Here is a 21,889-nt window from a genome sequence, read left to right on the forward strand (position 1 = left end):
GTACCGAATGTTGCTTGAAAACGGGTTGCATAATCTTTGTTTTTAGTACTTAAAAATACTAATAATCAAGATTAAAAACAAAAAAACTGTCCGAAAATTACCTTTTCGGACAGCCTCATTGTCATTTTAGTATTAAATAAAAATACTAAAGATATAATAAATGATTGCTGCTAATATTGCTGAAATTGGAATGGTTAAAACCCAAGCCCACAATAAACTTACAGTCATTCCCCATCGTACGGCAGAAACTCTTTTAGTAAGTCCAACTCCAATGATAGATCCAGTAATAGTATGCGTTGTACTTACAGGCACTTTAAAATGCTCCGTAAAATATAAGGTCAATGCTCCGGCAGTTTCTGCAGCCACACCTTCAAAAGAAGTCACTTTTGTAATTTTAGACCCCATTGTTTTCACAATTTTCCATCCTCCACTTAACGTTCCGGCTGCAATAGCAGAATAACAAGCTAAAGGAATCCATCCTGGCATTTTAAAGGCACCTTCATCATTTGGCAACACTACATCTAACCAAGCTGGTAACGTTTCTTGTGCTACTCCACTAGTGTGAATATAAACAGCAACAGCTGCAGCAATAATACCCATCACTTTTTGTGAATCATTCCCACCATGTCCTAAACTAAAGGCTGCAGAAGATAATAATTGCATTTTTTTCAACCATGCCGTAGCTTGATGTAAATTTAAACTACTGAATATTAAACAGAATGTGCTTATTGACAGAACTATAAAAGCGACCAAAAACCATTTTATATTATGTGCTTCAAAAGCGACACTCCAAAAATGAGAATCAAAACGAGGTTTTTCAATCTGATCGTAATAAACCATTTGGCTTTCTACAAACCAAATTGTCAAGACCATTAAAGAAGTTGTGAAAATCTTTGGGTAAATACTCTTTTTAGAGGCATTAAGAAGCCATATCGATATCAAGTAAGAGATTAAAGCTCCTAACAATGGTGCCAGTATAATAAAAGCAACAATGATTAAAACTCCTGAAGGCATACCGCCATCTTTTCCTTCTTTGTACCAAGAAACTACACCAAAACCTGCATGAGCAATTGCTGCTCCGGCAAAACCACCAATTAAGGTATGTGATGAACTGGATGGAATTCCTTGCCACCAAGTAAATAAATTCCAGATGATTGCCGCTATTACACCGGCAAGGATTACAACCAAGTTGATATCCATGGTATTGGCCGTTTTTGCAACAGTATCTGCTACACCAAAACCAAAAACCCAATACGCCAAAAAGTTAAAGAATGCCGCCCAAACTACTGCTTGGAAGGGAGTTAATACTTTTGTGGCAACAACAGTTGCTATAGCATTGGCAGCATCATGAAAACCGTTGATGTAATCAAATATTAAAGCTAGGACTATAATAACTATAAGTAGAGTAAATTCCATAATTATAATTTCAGAATAAAACCGATTGAATTAAGAATGTTTTACAGAAATTGATTCTAAAACACTAGCTACACTTTTACATTTATCAGCCGCAGTTTCTAAAACTGATAATACTTCTTTGTACTTGATAATGTTTTTCGCATCCGTTTCGTTTTCGAATAAATCAAGAACTGCTTTATCATAAACATTATCTGATTTATTTTCTAACTTATTAATTCTAACGCAAGCATCTGTAATATTTTTGATTTTTTTCAAATCTCTTAATTCTCTTACAGCAACATCAATGTTTTGACAAGCTTCAAGATTGATTTCAGTCAACTTTCTGATTGATTTTGTGATTTTATCTACTTGATATAACTTCATTCTACTTGCTGCACCGTGAAGGTTATCCGCAACGTTATCTATTGAAGTAATCAATGAGTGTATGTCTTCTCTATCGAATGGAGTAATGAAATTTCTGCTCAACTCAAGATTAGTTTGACGCGTTATGTCTTCACCTTTTTGCTCTAAAGCATCAATTTTTTGAAAAAGAACTTCACGTTCCTTCAAAGGAAGGTTCACTGCTTCGTGCAAATTTGTAGCAATTTCAATTAAATTACTTGATGCTTCTTCGAAAAGAGGAAAGAACTTTTTATCTTTAGGAACCAAAAATTGGAAAAAATTATTTATATTCATTTCATTAAAATTTAGTTCGGCAAAATTACTTCATTATTTAAAGCTAATGTTAAGCTAATGTTAATAAATCATTTTCGATTTGAAAACTATTTAAAAAAGAAACCGTTTTCTCAATATCATAATGCAAAATTCGGTCTTCTTTTATCAAAGGAACTTCCTCACGATACGCACTTAAAAACATTTCTATAAAATCACTCGATAGCAACGGTCGTCTGTACTCAATGGCTTGCGAAGCATTCATTAGTTCGATTGCTAAAATTCGTTCCAGATTATCCAAAACACGTAACGCTTTTGTAGCAGCATTTGCCCCCATACTTACATGATCTTCTTGTCCGTTACTCGAAACAATACTATCAGTACTGGCAGGAGTTGCCAATTGCTTGTTTTGACTGGCAATACTGGCCGCTGTATATTGTGGAATCATCAAACCAGAATTTAATCCTGGATTATCCACTAAAAATGCAGGAAGATTACGCAAACCAGAAATCAACTGATAGGTTCTTCGTTCTGAAATACTTCCTAATTCCGCTAACGCAATTGCCATAAAGTCTAACGCTAATGCTAATGGTTGTCCATGAAAATTACCTCCGGAAATGATTTGGTCGCTTTCGATAAATATATTTGGATTATCTGTCACCGAATTGATTTCTGTTTTGAAAACTTTCTTTACATAATCAAAGGCATCTTTTGATGCGCCGTGAACTTGCGGCATACATCTAAAGGAATACGGATCTTGAACATGTGTTTTTACTTGTTCGATAATTTCGCTTCCTTCCAAAAATCCTTTTATACGATTTGCTGTTACAATTTGTCCTTTATGTGGTCTGATAAAATGAATCAATTCATGAAAAGGTTCTATTCTTCCATCAAAAGCTTCCAATGAAATTGTTCCAATCAAATCCGCCAAATAAGAAAATTTACTGACTTTCATCAAAATATGCGCACCATAAGCACTCATGAATTGGGTTCCGTTCAATAACGCCAATCCTTCTTTAGACTGTAATACAATTGGTTTCCAGTCAAAATGTTTCAAAACTTCACTGGAATGCACTTTTTTACCTTCAAAATACACATCACCTTCACCTAATAAAGGCAACGATAAATGCGCCAAAGGAGCTAAATCTCCCGAGGCTCCAAGAGAACCTTGCGTATAAATTACCGGTAGAATATCATTATTATAAAATGCAATCAATCGTTCCACTGTTTGCAATTGAATTCCGGAGTGTCCATAACTCAACGACTGGATTTTAAGCAACAACATCAATTTTACAATTTCAGTTGGCACTTCCTCACCCGTTCCGCAAGAATGCGATTTCACTAAGTTTTCTTGTAGCTTTGATAAGTTCTCATTTGATATTTTTACATTACAAAGCGAGCCAAATCCTGTATTTATACCATAAATAGGATCTGAATGAGAAGCCATTTTTTTGTCTAAATAATCCCTGCATTTTTGAATATTAACTTTGGCTTCTTCAGACAATGCCAATAATTTACCATGAGAAATAATCTCTTCTAATGTTTCAAAACTTAGTAATTGCGTACTTATATAATGTGTATTGTCCATTTTTACTTTCTAATTAAAGGGTAAAATTCAATAAATCTATATTAATAAACAACATTTATTGACGATAATTTAAAATTCAAACCTAAAACCAAACTAACCTTAAGTTTTATGCATAAAAAGTTACAAATTAATTGACTTAAAATGTGAGACATAAAGCACTAGATTTAGTATGAGTGCTACAATAAATTTCAAGAATAGTTACTAAAGCTACTCAAAACGGCTTTATTGCAGGAATTAATTATTTCTATAAAGCTATAAAACCAATTCCAATTCATTTAATTTTTTCGATAAAAATACGAATAGCTTCAACATAGACCTTGAAAACTAAACAATGTTCAATATTCCCTTGAATGAAATTGAAATATTAAAATATTCGCAAAAACGTAATTAAAGGTTTTCATTTTTATAAAAAACTGTACTTTTGAAAAATCAAATGATAAACAACAGAACAACATATCACTCTTCGATTACAACTCAACTTTGGGTTTCTTCTTCTGTTACATTTACTACAACAACTACTACCCCTTAGGGGTATACATTTTACATATAATCCTATTATTATATTTTTTTTCTAAAGAAAGAAAGTTCTTGGGTATATAATAAACATTTGCATTTTTTACATAAAATAAACAAAAATGAAAGTATTAAAATTTGGTGGAACTTCGGTTGCCAATGCACAAAATATAAAACTGGTTTTAGATATCATTATCAATAAAGCAAAAGAAGAAAAATTAATTGTTGTGGTTTCTGCATTTAGCAAAATTACCGATTTGCTTCAACTTGCTTCTCAAAAAGCAGCTGCCGGCGACGAAAGCTTTAAAGAAATCCTTGCCGATTTAGAGAAAAAACATTTAGACGCTTTAAAAGAACTTATTCCTGTAAGCGAGCAAAGCAGCTTGTTAAGTCATATAAAAAGAATCGTCAATCATCTTGAAACTCTGTTGGATGGTTGCTATCTTTTGGGGGAATTATCTCCTAGAACTTCAGATACTATTTTAAGTTTTGGGGAATTATTGTCCTCTTATATTATTGCCGAAGCATTAAAACAAAATCTAAAAAACAGTAGTTATAAAGACAGTCGTGAACTAATCAAAACCGACAATCATTTTGGAAAAGCCACAGTAAACTTTGAAGTTTCAAATCAATTAATTGCTGAATTTTTTGATTCGAATGAAAATCAAGTGGTTGTAATGCCCGGATTTATTGCCGCATCGATGGACGGAATCAATACTACTTTAGGTCGTGGCGGTTCTGATTATACTGCCGCTATTCTCGCCGGAGCATTAAACGCAACTGACTTGGAAATTTGGACAGACGTAAACGGAATGTATACTGCCAACCCTAAAATTGTAAAACAAGCCCAACCTATCGCCTTTATTTCCTATCAGGAAGCGATGGAATTGTCTCATTTTGGTGCCAAAGTTTTATATCCGCCAACTATTCAGCCCGTATTGAGAAAGAATATTCCAATTCTTATCAAAAACACTTTTGAGCCGGAAGCCGAAGGAACTTATATTTCAAATCAGGAAATGGATCATACTAATCCTGTAAAAGGAATTAGCCATATCGATAATATCACTTTGATTACGCTTGAAGGACCCGGAATGATTGGTGTTACCGGTTCTTCCAAAAGGCTTTTTGAGGTCTTGTCACATGAAAATATCAATGTGATTTTCATTACGCAAGCTTCATCGGAACATTCTATTTGTATCGGAATTCTAAACTCAGATGCTGATGTGGCAGAAGATGCTATCAACCGCGCTTTTGAAGTGGAAATTTTACAAAACAAAATCGATCCTTGTATCGTTGAAAAAAACCTTTGCATCATTGCTTTGGTTGGTGAAAACATGAAAAATCATCAAGGTTTAAGCGGTCGAATGTTTAGCACTTTGGGTAAAAACAACGTAAACATCAGAGCGATTGCACAAGGTGCTTCCGAAAGAAATATTTCGGCAGTAATCAACGAAAGAGATGTGAAAAAAGCATTGAATTCGCTGCATGAAAACTTTTTCGAAGAAAATACCAAACAGTTAAACCTATTTGTAATGGGTGTTGGAAATGTGGGAGAGAAATTCATCGAGCAGATTTACCAACAAAATAAATTCCTAAAAGACAATCTGAAAATAAATGTACGCGTTATTGCTTTATCTAATTCCAGAAAAATGCATTTTGACGAGGACGGAATCTCCTTAAAAAATTGGCAATCTGCTTTAGAAAATGGCGAAGAAGCCAATAAAGAAAAGTTTCTTTACAATGTAAAAGAGCTCAATTTACGCAATAGTATTTTTGTTGATATTACTGCAAACGAAAGCGTGTCTAAAACGTATGAGCAGTATTTAAAACGCAATATTGCCGTAGTGACTTGTAACAAAATCGCCTGTGCATCAGAGTACGATAATTATAAAAAACTAAAAAAACTATCCAGACAATTCAATGCTCCATTTCTATTTGAAACTAATGTTGGAGCTGGATTACCAATTATTGATACCGTGAAAAATCTGATTGCTTCAGGGGACAAAGTGAATAAAATTCAAGCCGTTTTATCGGGAAGTTTGAACTTTATTTTTAATAATTTCAATGAAAATAGTACTTTTCATGATGTTGTTAAAGAAGCTGGTATACAGGGATTTACAGAACCAGACCCGAAAATTGATTTGAGCGGAATTGACGTTGCCAGAAAGATATTAATTTTGATACGAGAAAGCGGTTATAAAATGGAAATTGACGAGATTGTCAATGAATCTTTTATGCCTGCTGAATGTTTGGACACTACAAATAACGAAGCTTTTTTCAAATCTTTAATAGAACACGCAGCTCATTTTGAAACTATTTATAAAGAAGCGTTGAGCAAAGATTCCCGATTAAAATACGTAGCGCAATTTGAAAACGGGAAAGCAAATGTTGGGTTGCGTTTTATCCCGAAAGACCATCCTTTTTACAATCTGGAAGGAAAAGACAATATCGTATTGTTTTTCACGGACCGTTATGTAGACCAACCTTTATTGATAAAAGGAGCCGGTGCCGGTGCTGCCGTTACCGCTTCAGGAATATTTGCTGATGTGATTAGAATTGGAAACGTATAAGAAATAGTTTAAAGTTTTCTTTGTTTAAAGTTTCAAGTTCTACAACTAGCAACAACTTTAAACCTGAAACTTTAAACCTGAAACAAAAAATTATGAATGAAATAAAAATATTTTGCCCCGCTACAATCGCCAATCTTTCCTGTGGATTTGATGTCCTTGGACTGTGTTTAGAAACTGCGGGGGACGAAATGATTATTCGAAAATCAGATATAAAAGGGATTCGCATCACTAAAATTGTGGGCGCCGACTTGCCTTTGGAAACCGAAAAAAATGTTGCGGGAGTTGCGGCTTTGGCGATGTTGGAAGCCATTGAAACCGAATTCGGATTCGAAATCGAAATCTACAAACACATCAAAGCCGGAAGCGGAATTGGAAGCAGTGCTGCAAGTTCAGCAGGAGCTGTTTTTGGAATCAATGAATTATTAGGCCGTCCATTTACACGCAAAGAATTAGTTTTATTTGCCATGCAAGGTGAAAAATTAGCCAGTGGAAATGCTCATGCTGATAACGTTGCTCCTGCCCTTTTGGGTGGATTTACGTTGGTGCGAAGTTCAAATCCGTTGGATATTATTAAAATTGAAAGCCCATCGGAATTGTACGCTACTGTCGTTCATCCTCAAATTGAATTGAAAACTTCGGATGCGCGTTCGGTATTGAAACAAACTGTTTCCTTAAAAAGTGCTATTACGCAATGGGGAAATGTGGGCGGATTAATTGCCGGATTATACACCAAAGATTACGATTTAATCGGACGTTCGTTGCATGATGAAATCGTAGAACCGTTGCGAAGTGTTTTGATTCCGGGATTTGATTTAATCAAAAAAACAGCGTACGAAAATGGAGCTTTAGGTTCCGGGATTTCGGGTTCCGGTCCTTCTATTTTTGCTTTAAGCAAAGGGGAAGCAACCGCTAATAAAATCGCCAAAGCCATGAGCGCTGTGTACGACGCCATGAATTTACCCTACGAAATTCACGTTTCGAAAGTGAATGATGAAGGGATAAAAATAATTTAAGAATTATGACTAACGATTTTTGACCCGAGCGTCAGTGAACTGGCGTAGCATTTCAGATGTAACTTATGTTGCGAAAAAAAATCAAAAATCAAAAATCGTTAATCTTCAATCAAAAATCATAATGAAATATTACAGTTTAAACCATAACGCACCCAAAGTTTCTTTTCAAGAAGCCGTAATACAAGGATTAGCAACAGATAAAGGATTGTATTTTCCTGAAAGCATTACACCATTACCACAAGATTTTTTTGATACTATCGAAAATTTAAGCAATGAAGAAATTGCTTTTCAAGCGATTAAACAATTTGTGGGTAACGAAATTTCCGCAGACACTTTAAAACAAATCATTGCCGAAACCTTATGTTTTGATTTCCCTGTGGTCGAAGTCGAAAAAGGTATTTATTCCCTTGAATTGTTTCATGGCCCTACGATGGCTTTCAAGGACGTAGGCGCGCGATTCATGTCGCGTTGTTTAGGGTATTTTAATAAAGATAACAAAGACAGTAAAAATACGGTTCTTGTAGCGACTTCTGGTGATACTGGTGGCGCTGTGGCCAGTGGTTTCCTTGGTGTAACAGGCGTTGAAGTAATTATCCTGTATCCATCCGGAAAAGTGAGCGATATTCAGGAACGACAATTGACTACTTTAGGTCAGAATATTAAAGCGCTTGAAGTAGACGGCGTTTTTGATGATTGTCAGGATATGGTGAAAAAAGCTTTTCTGGACGAAAATTTAAAACATAAAAATCTGACTTCGGCAAATTCGATAAATATTGCGCGCTGGTTGCCACAAATGTTTTATTTTTTCTTTGCGTATAAAGCATTAAAGAAACAAAACAAACCGTTAGTTTTCTCTTGCCCAAGTGGGAATTTTGGGAATATTTGTGCGGGTATCATTGCCAAAAAAATGGGATTACCTGTTGAACATTTTGTGGCTTCCACGAATGTAAATGATACAGTTCCAAGGTTTTTAGAAAATGGAATTTACGATCCAAAACCATCCAAAGCGACGATTTCGAATGCGATGGATGTTGGGAATCCAAGTAATTTCATCCGAATTCAGGAAATGTACCACAATGATTTGGAGCAGTTCAAAAAAGACTTTTCTTCGTTTACTTTCAATGATGCCGAAACTATTGAAGCTATGAAAACCATTTATAATACTGACGGTTACATTGCAGAACCTCACGGAGCGGTTGGTTATCTTGGTTTGAAAAAAGAATTACAAAACCACCCAAATGCGATTGGTATTTTCTTAGAAACCGCGCATCCTATTAAGTTTTTGGATACGGTTGAGCCAACATTAAACGTAAAATTACCGATTCCTAAACAAATTGAAAGTGTTTTAGGAAAAGAAAAAGTGAGCACAAAAATTAAAACGTACGAGGAATTGAAAGCGTTTTTGGCGTAAAAATTGAATATATATTTTTAAATACAAACCGACTGAGATGTGATTTTCAGTCGGTTTTTTTATGGAAATTAGTTTTCTGTAAGTAAAATTATTAGGTTTGTTAAAGTGTAAAAAAAACAAATTATAGCGACTATATACAAGTTGTGTGCAATGACTGAAAAGCAAGTGAACAAAATGCAAACTGTAATTAATAATAATTAGTCAATAAATTTTGACTACTACCACTAATTAAAAATGAAATTAAAAAGAAAAGTCCGAGGATTTGTTAGAAATTTTGGTATTGATATATCAAAATACACCGCTGACACTAGGGGTATGAACATGAAGTATTTAAGGGAGCTGTAAAATCGATGCTAGAGAATAAAATTGGTTTACTTTATTTTGAAGTTACCTTTATCGATATGTATAAAGGGCTTCCTTCATTCTCAACATTATATGATTTTGCTATTAATCATGGATTTGTGTTAATTGCCATTTATCCCATTAAATATAAAAATAAAAAAGCGGGTTGGACTGATGTACTTTTTAAACATAAAAACTACAAATAGCTGTTAATTCCCCCCGCGCTCGAAAGTCTCCTGACTTCGGAGTCGTCATGAGAAAATTAAAATAAGAAATATCCACAGACTATTTAAAACTTAAAAACCGCTCATGAACAAACAAAAACAAGCAACTTATTGACAAATATCAAAAAGGACTCTTGACTATTATAATGTAAACTTCAACACAATAAATATGAAAACAATTAAACCAACCCATAAATTACTGACTGTTTTAGTCACTTTGTTTATACTTTCCTTTAGTACAAATACTGTAGCTCAGGAAAAAATTCAAATGGTAAGATTGGCAAAAATTAAAGTTGATCCATTGCAATTGGACAAATATAATAATGCACTAAAAGAACAAATGACTACTGCAGTTCGTCTTGAACCAGGTGTATTAACGTATTACGCCGTTGCAGACAAAACAGAACCAACACACATCACAATACTTGAAATATATGCTGATACAACGGCATACAAATCACACATAGAAACGACTCATTTTAAGAAATACAAGGAGACTGTTAAAGATATGGTCAAATCTCTGGAACTTGTAGATGTTACCTTAATTGGCTCGGCAAATAAAATGGATAAATAATCCGTAAAAAAACAACCCTTAGCGATACAGCTAATTGTAAAAAAAAACCGCTCCAAATAATTAAAGAATATAAACTAAAACAATTTATATATTCGGTGAATTGGGATCATCACACCTTGCTTTAGCATCACATTTTTGTCTGTAACACCCCAAACCGTAGTATCTACTATTTTTTTGGATTCGCTATCTTCAAAGAAAATTTTAATTTTTGAATGTTCTAAATTACCCAATGACAAAGCCCTATTGATATCGCTTATCCGAGTTTTTATTTCCTCCACATCGTCAAGAACATCTGTTGTCGGAAATTTAAGAAGAGCGATGTCTTCTTTATCGATGATTTTGAATTCTTCTGTCATAATTGTAAAATTTAATGAATTATAAATTACACTATTGTAGCAGAGCAAAAACTTAACCTGTTTTGTTAACTATAATACATGATACAAAAATAAAACCTCCTGATTTTCTTAATGCCAATTTTATATTAATTTTTCTCCAGTACAAAGTATTGCTAGTATTGGCAATTATTATCTATCCTATTATATAACTTCTACATACTTCATTCAAGTTCTTAAAATATAATAGGTCCAAAGACTATTTAAATTCTAAAAAACACATTACCCCTATTTTCTACTGTTTATAAAATTCACTATTTTTGCAGTCTAAAATTTTAGTCATGCCAAACAAGAAATACAAAATAGCGGTCATTCAATTGAATCTTAATGATATTGCCGAAAACAACTTGAAAAAATGTATCAGTTGGGTTCGTGATGCCGCCAACCTTGGTGCCGAAGTCATTTCGCTGCCGGAATTATACAGCAGTCATTATTTTTGTCAAAGTGAAGATGTAGATAATTTTGCTTTGGCAGAACCATTATACAGCACTTCGTTTATTGCTTTTAGCGCTTTGGCAAAAGAATTAGGTGTGGTAATTATTGTTCCTTTCTTCGAAAAAAGAATGGCTGGAATCTACCACAATAGTGCTTACATCATTGACACAGACGGTTCAGAAGCGGGATTGTATCGTAAAATGCACATTCCGGACGATCCTCATTTTTATGAAAAATTCTATTTCACACCTGGAGATTTAGGTTTCAAAACAATTCCAACTAAAAAAGGAAAAATAGGAACCTTAATTTGTTGGGATCAATGGTATCCTGAAGCGGCTCGTTTGACGGCTTTACAAGGTGCTGAAGTGTTGTTTTACCCAACAGCAATTGGTTGGCATCCACAAGAAAAAGAGCAATACGGTGAAAACCAACATGGCGCTTGGATGAGTGTAATGAAAGGTCATGCAGTTGCAAATGGCGTGTACGTTGCGGCAGCAAACAGAATTGGTTTAGAACAATATTTGCCTGATACGGCGGGAATTCAGTTTTGGGGATCTTCGTTTATTGCGGGACCACAAGGCGAAATTTTGGCTCAAGCCTCACACGACAAAGAAGAAATCCTGATTGCCGAAGTAGACTTAGACTTACAAGAAAATGTACGTCAGAACTGGCCATTTTTTAGAGACAGAAGAATAGACGCTTTTGGTGATATTACAAAAAGAGCGATTGACTAAATTGTCTTTATATAATTAAAAAATCCCTGCTGAGAAATAATTCTTAGCAGGGATTTTTATTTAAAGTAAACTTCTAAATCTAATTCAAATCTGGTTGGAATATTTTAACCACACCATCCCCTTCACTACTTACCACGACTAAACTTCTTTTAGTCGGACTTTTTGAAGCTGGGATAAAAAGTAAACCTTCTGGAGCATCACCAGTTTTAAAAGTCTGTAAAAATTTTGGAGCAGCTGGATTGGTAACATCATATACCATAACGGCATCCACTCTTTCCAATCCAACAAAAAGAATCGTTTTATCGCCCATTTTAGTAACCACAACTGATTCTGGTTCTACTGATTTATCATCACTTCTCGCATCATCATACACACCAAATTCTTGTGCTTTCTTATCCAATTCATTTTTACTGTCGAATACCAATTCTCCTGTGTTTCCATTCCAAATGGAGAAAGAGCGGGCTCCAAAAGAAACTAATTCGTCAAAATCACCATCGCCGTCTGTATCACCCATTTTGGTATTGATATTCAATCTTCCCATGCTTGCCTCAACTTTTAAAGCAGCCGCGTTTGGAAATGCAATTGGATCCAAAATAACAGACGAACTGCTGATTCTTTTTACATCTACAAAAGCAGAATATTCTCTGGCATCTCCTTCATTTGCGGTAACGAAATAAGGGATTTTATTGATTTCAAAACTACTGATAGCATCCGGTTGAAACATTCCTTTCGCTTTCCAAGTACCCATCAAAACGCTACCATCTTTATCGCTGATATCTATAGCATTTTCGGCAAGATTGTAATCTTTGTAGCCTAATGGAAATACATTCGTGATTGTTTTAGTTGCCAAATCAATTTTAGCCACTCCGTTATTCTCCTGTAAAGTAACCCAAGCCGTTTTTGAATCAGCAGAAATCGTGATGTATTCCGGTTCAATATCAGAAGTGAAATTATTTGTTGGACTTGCAATTCTGAATCCTTTTGTTTTCAGTGTACCCAATTGACTGCTAAAACTTCCGAAATTTAAAGTCGTCACCGCATAATTATTGTTGACCGCAATAATAGAAACAGAACCATCCGGATCTATAGAATACGTATCATTTGGCTCTCCTTCATTAGCAGTCATGATATAATTCCCGTCAGGAGAAAATGTAATCATGTCCGGCAAAGCACCAACCGTAATTTCTTTGATTACAGTGTAATTAGCGGTATCAAAAACAACCACTTTTCCTGCATCTTGCTTATTTGGTTTTGCTTCTAATGCCACTGCTAACTTTCCATTATAGGTAGCAACACTGTTTGAAGCTCCATTAAATGGGGTTAAATCAATACTTGTTAGAAAAACTGGACTGGATGGATTAGACAAATCAATAACATCTATCCTATTTGTATTACTGTTGTTTACGGTAAATAACTTTTTAGAAACTTCATCATACGCGCTTATTTCAGCAGCTCCGGCACCACCAATCGTAATGGAACCAATTTCTTTGAAAGTGGCTGCATTTTCATTTACAACCAACTCTGGAGAATCCTCCTTATTAGAGTCATTTTCGCAACTTGACAATATCATAATTGCCGCGAGTAGTGTAAGACCATATTTTTTCATAACTGTAATTTTTAAATTTTTTCAAAAATAACTAGCTGAAACCCGACTAGAATTAACTAAATATTATATAATCATTACCAAAACTATTCTTATAAATTTATGAGTTGGCAAAAATGAATGCTTGCTAACTATTTTAAAATCCTACTGAATGTTTATATTTGCAGTCTTTAAAATTAGAAACGCTGTATGACTACAAATAATAGAAGATTTCCTGCCGAATGGGAAAAACAACAAGGGATTTTACTGTGTTTTCCTCACAACGGTAAGGATTGGCCAGGGAAATACGAAGCTGTTCAATGGGCTTTTGTGGAGTTCATTAAAAAAGTGGCTACTTTCGAACAAGTCTTTTTAGTTGTTGCCGATGATAACCAAAAAGATAAAGTCAATACGATGCTGGAAACAGCACATGTTGTGCTAACAAATGTTTCCTATATCATTCATAAAACCAATAGAAGTTGGATGCGTGATTCCGGTCCGATAATCGTTAAAAACGGAACCGAAAGAGAAGCGTTAAACTTTAATTTTAATGGATGGGCAAAATATAAAAACATTCAGTTGGACAAGTTTGTTCCTGCGAAAGTGGGCGAATTTCTAAATATTCCTGTGACTCAGGTCCTATACAAAGGAAAACCGGTAATTGTAGAAGGTGGTGCCATTGACACCAATGGACGCGGTACGTTACTGACTTCGGAAGAATGTTTGATGCATCCTGATATTCAAGTTCGGAATCCAAATTTCACCAAAGCAGACTACGAAGCTGTTTTCAAGGAATACCTTGGAATTACGAATGTGATTTGGTTAGGTGACGGAATAGAAGGTGATGATACACACGGACACATTGATGATTTATGCCGATTTGTAAACGAAGATACGATTGTGACTATTGTAGAAACAGATCCAACGGATAATAACTACAAACCATTACAAGACAATTTAAAACGTTTGCAAAACGCCAAACTGGAAAATGGTAAATCTCCAGTAATTGTAGTTCTACCAATGCCAAAACGTTTGGAATTTGATGGCTTGCGATTGCCAGCGAGTTATGCCAATTTCTTGATTTTGAACAATTGTGTTTTGGTCCCTACTTTTAATGACAGTAACGACAGAGTAGCCTTAAACATACTTTCAGAATGTTTTCCTGATAGAGAAATCATTGGGATTAGTGCTACTGATTATATTTGGGGTTTTGGAACATTACATTGCCTGAGCCAGCAAATTCCAGAGTAGATTTAGAATAGAAAAATAGAGTAAATAAAAAAAGACTTGTAGCTTTAGTTGGCTACAAGTCTTTTTTATTTGATTAAACCAAAATACTATTTGTCTTTGGTAAATGGTATTTTTTGTCCTTCAGGTATCAACATATCAAATCCGTTTAGGCTGTCATTAAATTCAAATTTAAGTCCTGCTTGTTTCGATTCGAAACTGTTTTTTCCAGTTGGTTCCACTGTGAAACTTGGATAATTAGTTATCAAAACATTTAGTACCCCGTTTTTCTCTGAAAAAGTAATTTTTAGCGGCGCCATTTTAGTTGAATACGTTCCTAAATAACCATCCAGAATAACATCTTTTTCAATCAAACCTTTGCTTGCTGTCCAAGAGTTGTTTGCTGTATTTGTATCTGGTAAAACATGATCTGGATCCAGTGTGATGCTTTCAATTTCTTCTGTCGAATTGTGTTTGAAAGACCACGCTTTGTTTCTTTGCCAAACTTCAACCGGCAATTTAACACGTGTTAGTTGCCCGCTTTTCGTTTTTACGTCTAAACTTACCGGCATAGCCATTTTTTCGAAGTTTTCAATCGAAATCACAACTCCTTGTTTAGGATCGTTTTTCACATATTTTATCGAATTAATTCCTTGGTCTAATCGCCAATTGTATTGGAACCAACCTCTCCAAAACCAACTCAAATCTTCTCCTGCAACATTTTCGATTGTTCTAAAGAAATCGTCCGGTTGCGGATGTTTGTATGCCCAACGCTCTACATAAGTCTTTAAAGCTAAATCAAAACGCTCCGGTCCAAGAACTTGTTCACGCAAAATCACTAATCCTGAACTTGGTTTTGAATACGCCAAAAGACCAATATTAGCTTCTTTCATGTTGTCCGGAGAACTCATTATGGTTTCAAGATTCGGACTTGTATACACTTCCGCTCTTTGATGCATATCAACCGGCTTATCTTTGTACTCGCCATTATTAAAATCTACTGAACTCAATGAATTAATAAAAGTATTAAAACCTTCATCCATCCAAGCAAACATTCTTTCGTTTGAACCAACAATCATAGGAAACCAAATGTGTCCAAATTCATGATCTGTAACGCCCCATAAATCTTCTCCTTTGGATTCCCAGCTACAAAAAACAATTCCTGGATATTCCATTCCGCCTTCGTTTCCGGCAACATTTGTAGCCGCTGGATACGGATATTCCAACCATCTTTTAGAATAATTTTCAATAGAAGCTTTTGTATATTCTGTGGAACGTCCCCAAGCGGCATCACCTGCACTTTCTACAGGATAAACTGAGATAGCCAATGATTTCTTTCCGCTTGGTAAATTGATTTTTGCTGCGTCTAAAATAAATGCCGCAGAAGAAGACCAAGAAAAATCTCGGGCATTTTTGATTTTATAATTCCAAGTTTTAGTAGCTGTAGCAACTGTTTTTGATGAATTTTCAACTTCGGTAGCAGTACGGATAAAAACCGTTTTATCACTTTGTTTAGCTTGTGCCAATCTGGTTTGTTCTACAGTAGAATAAACCGCTGTAGGATTTAGTAATTCACCAGAAGCTACCACAATATGATTGGATGGTGCTGTAATACTCACATCAAAATCGCCGTATTCCAAGTAAAATTCAGAAGCTCCTAAATACGGATTAGTATTCCAACCTCTTACATCATCATACACACACATACGCGGATACCACTGCGCTATGGTGAAAATTTTTCCGTTTTTAGTTTCCAATACTCCCATTCTGTCCGAACCTTCAAAAGGAGCTATAAAAGAAAAGTCCATTTTAATTTTAACGGAACCGCCTTTAGCATTTAATCCCTGCGGAAGAAAAACCTGCATTCTAGTATCCGTAATTACATATTTTGCTTCTTTTTCAGTAGCTACACCTTTTACAGTAGTGATAACTTTCACCGATTTTATTTTATGACCGCCATCAAAAATTTGGCCTTGAGCCCCATTTCGACTACCAGTCAAAGGCACAACTGCATTTCCACGGGAATCTGCTTTGAACAAATTCTGGTCTAAGTTCATCCAAACAAAAGCCAATTTATCAGGACTGTTGTTCGTATACGTGATGATTCCTGTTCCGGAAATTTCATTGTTTTTCTCATCCAATTTTGCCGTTAATTTATAATCAGCACTGTTTTGCCAATATTCAGCTCCTGGCTGACCACTAGCTGAACGTGTGCTTGTTCCATTCTTTGAATAAAAAAATGGAGCAAAAGCATCATGATAATCATACTTTGAGATTGGGTTACTTGATACATTTACAGGGGTTTGTTGCGCCCAAGTAGACGTAACTCCTAATAATAAAGCCAAATGTAGCATGACTCTGAAGCGACTGTTTTTCATTTTTCTTATAGTTTATATCACAAATTAATGAAAAAAAAGAGGATTTTAAACTATTTTAAAAGGATAGATTCCATTTTAAATAAATAAAATCCAGCTTAAACGTCATCAGAATTAAAAATTATAAAATATATTTACCATACAAAATCAATTTTTTAATTAACGAAGAACAATTTTGACTACTATAATAAAAAACTCCGTTCTAACCGCTGAAATCAAACATTTCGGTGCCGAATTAATTTCCTTAAAAACAAATCTGAATAAAGAATACATTTGGGAAGGAAATCCTGATTTTTGGGGCAAGCACTCTCCTATTTTGTTTCCAATTGTTGGAACTTTAAAAAACAATTCCTTTCATCATAATAGAATGGAATATCATTTATCGCGACATGGATTTGCCAGAGATATGGAATTTGAATTAATTGATGCAACAGAGAATAGTGCTACTTTCTCCATACAATCTTCTGACGAGACCTTAAAAGTATATCCTTTTGAATTTGAATTACAACTGATTTACACATTAGACAAAAACAATTTATTCATTGCATATAAAGTCATTAACAAAGGGAAATCTACGATGCCATTTGCTATTGGAGCGCATCCCGCTTTTGCTTTACCAAATCAATTCGAAAATTATGCTATTGCTTTTGAAAAAGAAGAACCGCTAGAATATTATCTTTTGGAGGATGATTTAATTTCAAATAATACGAAGCAATTAGAAGTACATAATAAACAGATTCCGCTAACGTATGACTTATTCGAAAACGACGCTTTAATTTTCAAAACATTACAATCTGATTCATTGACGATTTTAGAAAATGAAAATCCAATTTTGAGAGTACATTTTAAAGATTTTCCAAGTTTAGGAATTTGGACCAAAATGAACGCGCCCTTTCTTTGTATCGAGCCTTGGTTTGGTTATTCGGATACCAATGAGAATTCCGGAAATCTATTAGAGAAAGAAGGTATTCAAATTTTAAAAGCCGACGAAACTTTCCATTCAAAATTCAGTATCGAAATCCTTTAATTAAAAAAATAAAATATGTTAACTATAAATTTCAGTCCATTTCCAAATTTAGAAACGGAACGTTTGCTTTTAAGAAGAGTGGATTCTAATGATGTAAAGGAGATTTTCGCATTGCGATCTAATCCCGAAACGATGAAATATATTCCAAGACCTTTAGTGAAAACTGATGAAGATGCCTTGGAACATATTGCAATGATTGATACTAAAATAGAAGCTAATGAAGGTATAAATTGGGCGATTACGTTGAAAGACAATCCAAAATTAATTGGAATAATTGGTCATTACAGAATAAAACCAGAACATTATCGAGCCGAAATTGGCTATATGTTACTTCCAGAATACAATGGAAAAGGAATTATTTCAGAAGCGGTGAGCGAAGCGGTAAATTATGGTTTTAAAATAATGAAGTTGCATTCTATTGAAGCAATTATAGCTCCTGAAAATCATGGATCTGCAAAAGTTTTAGAAAAAAATGGCTTTGTTAAAGAAGCACATTTAAAAGAAAATGAATTTTTTGAAGGACGATTTTTGGATACCGTTATTTATTCGATTTTAAACAAATAGTCTTTAATGACGTCTTTTTTTATAATGTTAAAATACGTTTAAACTGACAATATTTACTTTAAACATGAAAGGCAATCAAACATTAATGGCTATATTTGCCGCTGTTTTAAGTCAATTTTTGACCAAAAAAAGTAGAAACCACCATTTATGAAAAAATTATTTATTGCCACATTTCTGTTCTTTTCGTTTTTATCACAAAGTCAAACTTACATAAAAGCAAATGCTTTTACTACTTTATTGACAATTCCAAATGTTGGGATTGAAACCAGTATTGGAGAAAAATCTACATTACAATTTGATGTTTTAGCTTCTTTCTGGGAATCAGTAAATGGTAAACCTAGAGAATTTTATACTTTCACACCAGAATACAGATATCATTTTAAAGAAAAATACAATGGTTTTTATGCAGGTGCACATATAGGGGCGAGTATTTTTAATTTTCAAAAATGGAATTATATAAACACTGATATGTATGAGAAAGGTTTTGGATATTTCATAGGTTCAACTATTGGATATCAAGTAAAAATCAATGATAAATTTATGATTGATTGTTATCTAGGTGGCGGTTGGTATCAAGGTTTTTACAAAGGCTACTTAATAAGTACTGGTGAACGTTATGATGGAGCTAAAGATTACAACAAAAGTGGCGAGTGGTTTCCTTATAGAGGAGGTGTAATGGTTTCCTATAAATTAAACTAGATTTATTTGGGGAATTTAGCTACTGATTTTATATATAAATCTTCTACTTGTTTTCTTGCCCAATCCGTTTTTCTCAAAAAAGTCAAACTGGATTTTACACTTGGATTATCTGTAAAACATTTAATTTTTATTAATTCTCCAAGAGTATCGAACCCATAATAATCAACTAATTGTTCAACGATTTTTTGAAGCGTAATTCCGTGAAGTGGGTCTTTCGATTTTGAGTTTTCCATTTTGCAAATATATAAAATAGGTAAATACTAATTTTTAAATTTATTCATATGAAAAAGTATCTATTAATAATCGCTCTATTTGTTTTGCAGATTAGTTATGGACAACAAAGCACAACTACTTATTACTTCATACGCCACGCTGAAAAAGTTGATAATTCTCAAAATCCTGATTTATCAGAAATTGGTCTTGAAAGAGCTAATCTTTGGAATAAAATATTCTCAGAAGTTGGTTTTGATGAAATCTACTCAACGGATTATAAAAGAACAATACAAACTGCAAGTCCTACCGCAACAACTAAGAAGATTCAAATTAAACTGTACAATCCTAAAACTACAGCCATAGATTCATTCAAAAAAGAAACGCTCGGCAAAAAAGTTTTGATTGTAGGCCATAGTAACACCACACCTAATTTTGTTAATCAAATTATTAATCAAAAGATATATGCAGATATAGAGGATACACGTTTTGGTAATCTTTATATAGTAACTGTAAATGGTGATACAATTACTCACCAACTTCTGAAATTGCCATAAGTTATTGCTAAACCTTTAATTTTTGCTACATTTGCACTATGCTAAAAACAATAAACATATTAAACAAAAGAGCCCGATTTGACTATGAAATAATCGAAACTTTCACTGCTGGAATTGTTTTAGCCGGAACTGAAATCAAATCCATTCGATTAGGTAAAGCAAATATTACTGAGAGTTTTTGTGAATTTAGCAATAATGAACTTTTTGCGATAAATACTTACATTGAAGAGTATACTTTTGGTAATCAGTTTAACCACAAAGCCAGAAGTGAACGTAAATTACTTTTAAATAAAAGAGAGCTAAAAAGCTTAGCAAGAAGCGTTCAAGCAAAAGGATTAACAATAATTCCTTTGAAATTGTTTACCAATGAAAAAGGAATGGCTAAACTACAAATCGGTCTTTGTAAAGGGAAAAAAACCTATGACAAGCGTGAATCTCTTAAAGAACAAGATACCAAACGCGATCTAGACAGAATCAAAAAATCATTTTAAATTAAAAAAATATTAAAATAAAATATTTTTTCTTTTAAAAATGACTAAATTTGTCAAGACAATAAAAAACATTTTTAAGAAATGAAAACACTACTCAAAAACGCAAGAGAACAAAAAGGACTCAAAACCAGAGAAGTGGCTCAACTTTTAGGAATTGACCAAGCCTTAATAAGTAAATTTGAAAGCGGGACCAGAAAACCTACTAGAGAACAAGTTGTAAAACTAGCATCATTGCTGGAGATAGATTTAGAAACAATAATGGTCATTTGGCTTAAAGAAAAAATTCTCTATGAAATTGGCGAAGACGAATTTGCATTAAAAGCATTATTGGTTGCAGAAGAAGAAATTAGATATCAAAGTAAACCTTCCAAGAAAAAATTATCTACTACACTTCAGAAAATTTTAGATGAAATAGATACTCTGAAGATAAAACTAGATGGATTTCGTCAATTTGACAGTTATCGTATTGCACAAGCTTTAGAGTTAGAATATACTTTTGAAAGTAACCGTATCGAAGGAAATACCATGACGTTGCGTGAAACAGATTTGGTTATCAATGAAGGTTTAACTATTTCTGGGAAAAGTATGCGGGAACACCTTGAAGTAATAAATCATCAAGAAGCGATTGCCTACATCAAAGATTTAATGCAAAGAAATAGTTCCATAAATGAACGTGAAATATTATCCATTCATAATCTTATTTTGAGAGGGATTCATCCTGAAGATGCAGGTCGGTATAGAAAAGTGCAGGTGATGATTCAAGGAAGCAGCCATATGCCACCGCAACCGTTTCTGGTTGCCAAAGAAATGGAAGATTTTTTTATTTGGTATGAAAGCAATAAATCAATCCTTCATCCTATAGTTTTGGCTGCTGAAATACACGAACGATTAGTCACGATCCATCCATTTATTGATGGAAATGGCAGAACTTCGCGTTTGGTTATGAACTTGGTTTTATTACAGCATGGCTACATTATTGCTAATATAAAAGGTGATTATGATAGTAGAATGCAATATTACCAAGCATTGGAAACAGCTCAAACTAAAAATAATAAAGAAGATTTTTTATTGTTCATTGCGCAAATGGAAAAAGAAAGCTTAGAACGCTATTTAAATATTATTGGTCAATAAAAAACCCGTCTCGTTATGAACTGCCCCCAAATAATTAGACATTATCTGGGGGTATTTTTATGGAAAGAAAAGTCAGTTACAATTATGAATTTAAACTTCGCTGTGTAAATGAAGTTTTAAAAAATCGTCAATCACTAAGTGTCATCGCTAAAGAGAATGACAT

At 34.0% G+C, this 21,889-nt stretch carries 20 protein-coding genes; 13 read left to right on the forward strand and 7 right to left on the reverse strand.

The genetic code is table 11. The annotated features are described in order from the left end of the window. Positions 1 to 132: 132 nt before the first annotated feature. The 3 genes from QLS31_RS15045 to hutH are packed head-to-tail and all read right to left on the reverse strand — an operon-like array spanning position 133 to position 3,655. Positions 133 to 1,416: an inorganic phosphate transporter gene (locus tag QLS31_RS15045; protein ID WP_282716169.1), complete on the reverse strand. Its 1,284-nt coding sequence runs from the start codon at positions 1,414 to 1,416 to the stop codon at positions 133 to 135. A 30-nt stretch (positions 1,417 to 1,446) separates the two neighbouring features. After that, on the reverse strand, positions 1,447 to 2,091 hold the full coding sequence (locus tag QLS31_RS15050; RefSeq protein ID WP_099715695.1) for a DUF47 family protein: 645 nt from the start codon (positions 2,089 to 2,091) through the stop codon (positions 1,447 to 1,449). A gap of 49 nt (positions 2,092 to 2,140) precedes the next feature. After that, positions 2,141 to 3,655 (reverse strand): histidine ammonia-lyase, encoded by a 1,515-nt coding sequence (gene hutH / locus QLS31_RS15055; protein ID WP_282744524.1) that lies wholly within the window; start codon positions 3,653 to 3,655, stop codon positions 2,141 to 2,143. Positions 3,656 to 4,290: 635 nt separating this feature from the next. Here hutH and thrA point away from each other — a divergent pair. The 5 genes from thrA (at position 4,291) to QLS31_RS15080 (ending at position 10,302) form a co-directional block, all read left to right on the forward strand. Then, complete coding sequence (thrA, locus tag QLS31_RS15060; RefSeq protein WP_282744525.1) at positions 4,291 to 6,738, forward strand: bifunctional aspartate kinase/homoserine dehydrogenase I; 2,448 nt, start codon at positions 4,291 to 4,293, stop codon at positions 6,736 to 6,738. Between the two features lie 92 nt (positions 6,739 to 6,830). Further along, the gene (locus tag QLS31_RS15065) at positions 6,831 to 7,751 is read left to right on the forward strand and encodes a homoserine kinase (protein WP_282744526.1); all 921 of its coding nucleotides are present in this window, start codon (positions 6,831 to 6,833) and stop codon (positions 7,749 to 7,751) included. Between the two features lie 121 nt (positions 7,752 to 7,872). After that, on the forward strand, positions 7,873 to 9,162 hold the full coding sequence (thrC, locus tag QLS31_RS15070) for a threonine synthase (RefSeq protein ID WP_282744527.1): 1,290 nt from the start codon (positions 7,873 to 7,875) through the stop codon (positions 9,160 to 9,162). A gap of 350 nt (positions 9,163 to 9,512) precedes the next feature. Beyond that, on the forward strand, positions 9,513 to 9,710 hold the full coding sequence (locus QLS31_RS15075) for a hypothetical protein (RefSeq protein ID WP_282744528.1): 198 nt from the start codon (positions 9,513 to 9,515) through the stop codon (positions 9,708 to 9,710). Positions 9,711 to 9,897: 187 nt separating this feature from the next. Continuing rightward, positions 9,898 to 10,302, forward strand: a complete 405-nt coding sequence (locus tag QLS31_RS15080; protein WP_282744529.1) for a putative quinol monooxygenase — start codon at positions 9,898 to 9,900, stop codon at positions 10,300 to 10,302. A gap of 74 nt (positions 10,303 to 10,376) precedes the next feature. Here QLS31_RS15080 and QLS31_RS15085 read toward each other — a convergent pair whose 3' ends face one another. Beyond that, on the reverse strand, positions 10,377 to 10,658 hold the full coding sequence (locus QLS31_RS15085) for a hypothetical protein (protein ID WP_099715125.1): 282 nt from the start codon (positions 10,656 to 10,658) through the stop codon (positions 10,377 to 10,379). 317 nt (positions 10,659 to 10,975) lie between these two features. On the opposite strand from QLS31_RS15085, the gene QLS31_RS15090 reads away from it, so the two are divergent. Continuing rightward, a complete protein-coding gene (locus tag QLS31_RS15090; RefSeq protein ID WP_091170395.1) occupies positions 10,976 to 11,863 on the forward strand; it encodes a carbon-nitrogen hydrolase in 888 nt (295 codons plus the stop codon). A 79-nt stretch (positions 11,864 to 11,942) separates the two neighbouring features. Here the strand turns inward: QLS31_RS15090 and QLS31_RS15095 are convergent, their stop codons facing one another. Further along, positions 11,943 to 13,469 (reverse strand): choice-of-anchor I family protein, encoded by a 1,527-nt coding sequence (locus QLS31_RS15095; RefSeq protein ID WP_282744530.1) that lies wholly within the window; start codon positions 13,467 to 13,469, stop codon positions 11,943 to 11,945. A 186-nt stretch (positions 13,470 to 13,655) separates the two neighbouring features. Between QLS31_RS15095 and QLS31_RS15100 the strand changes: the two genes are divergently transcribed. Then, on the forward strand, positions 13,656 to 14,696 hold the full coding sequence (locus QLS31_RS15100) for an agmatine deiminase family protein (RefSeq protein ID WP_282744531.1): 1,041 nt from the start codon (positions 13,656 to 13,658) through the stop codon (positions 14,694 to 14,696). An 86-nt stretch (positions 14,697 to 14,782) separates the two neighbouring features. Here QLS31_RS15100 and QLS31_RS15105 read toward each other — a convergent pair whose 3' ends face one another. Beyond that, positions 14,783 to 17,050: a M1 family metallopeptidase gene (locus QLS31_RS15105; RefSeq protein WP_282744533.1), complete on the reverse strand. Its 2,268-nt coding sequence runs from the start codon at positions 17,048 to 17,050 to the stop codon at positions 14,783 to 14,785. Positions 17,051 to 17,222: 172 nt separating this feature from the next. Here QLS31_RS15105 and QLS31_RS15110 point away from each other — a divergent pair, with 172 nt between their 5' ends. The 3 genes from QLS31_RS15110 (at position 17,223) to QLS31_RS15120 (ending at position 19,337) form a co-directional block, all read left to right on the forward strand. Continuing rightward, positions 17,223 to 18,074 carry an aldose 1-epimerase family protein gene (locus QLS31_RS15110; protein WP_282744534.1) on the forward strand — a complete coding sequence of 284 codons (852 nt, stop codon included), beginning with the start codon at positions 17,223 to 17,225 and terminating at the stop codon, positions 18,072 to 18,074. Between the two features lie 15 nt (positions 18,075 to 18,089). Then, positions 18,090 to 18,638 carry a GNAT family N-acetyltransferase gene (locus tag QLS31_RS15115; protein ID WP_282744535.1) on the forward strand — a complete coding sequence of 183 codons (549 nt, stop codon included), beginning with the start codon at positions 18,090 to 18,092 and terminating at the stop codon, positions 18,636 to 18,638. Positions 18,639 to 18,785: 147 nt separating this feature from the next. Further along, complete coding sequence (locus tag QLS31_RS15120) at positions 18,786 to 19,337, forward strand: DUF3575 domain-containing protein (RefSeq protein WP_282744536.1); 552 nt, start codon at positions 18,786 to 18,788, stop codon at positions 19,335 to 19,337. A 2-nt stretch (positions 19,338 to 19,339) separates the two neighbouring features. Here the strand turns inward: QLS31_RS15120 and QLS31_RS15125 are convergent, their stop codons facing one another. Continuing rightward, entirely contained in the window at positions 19,340 to 19,570 is a 231-nt protein-coding gene (locus tag QLS31_RS15125; RefSeq protein WP_282744537.1) for a VF530 family protein, read from the reverse strand. Between the two features lie 48 nt (positions 19,571 to 19,618). On the opposite strand from QLS31_RS15125, the gene QLS31_RS15130 reads away from it, so the two are divergent. The 3 genes from QLS31_RS15130 to QLS31_RS15140 all read left to right on the forward strand — a co-directional run bounded on the left by QLS31_RS15130 (position 19,619) and on the right by QLS31_RS15140 (position 21,726). Beyond that, positions 19,619 to 20,104: a phosphoglycerate mutase family protein gene (locus QLS31_RS15130; protein ID WP_282744538.1), complete on the forward strand. Its 486-nt coding sequence runs from the start codon at positions 19,619 to 19,621 to the stop codon at positions 20,102 to 20,104. A 38-nt stretch (positions 20,105 to 20,142) separates the two neighbouring features. Continuing rightward, on the forward strand, positions 20,143 to 20,595 hold the full coding sequence (gene smpB, locus QLS31_RS15135; RefSeq protein ID WP_099715116.1) for an SsrA-binding protein SmpB: 453 nt from the start codon (positions 20,143 to 20,145) through the stop codon (positions 20,593 to 20,595). 81 nt (positions 20,596 to 20,676) lie between these two features. After that, a complete protein-coding gene (locus QLS31_RS15140) occupies positions 20,677 to 21,726 on the forward strand; it encodes a Fic family protein (protein ID WP_282744539.1) in 1,050 nt (349 codons plus the stop codon). The last annotated feature ends 163 nt before the right edge of the window (positions 21,727 to 21,889 follow it).

It is taken from the genome of Flavobacterium sp. XS2P24 (genome assembly GCF_030010285.1).
GTDB lineage: Bacteria > Bacteroidota > Bacteroidia > Flavobacteriales > Flavobacteriaceae > Flavobacterium > Flavobacterium algoritolerans.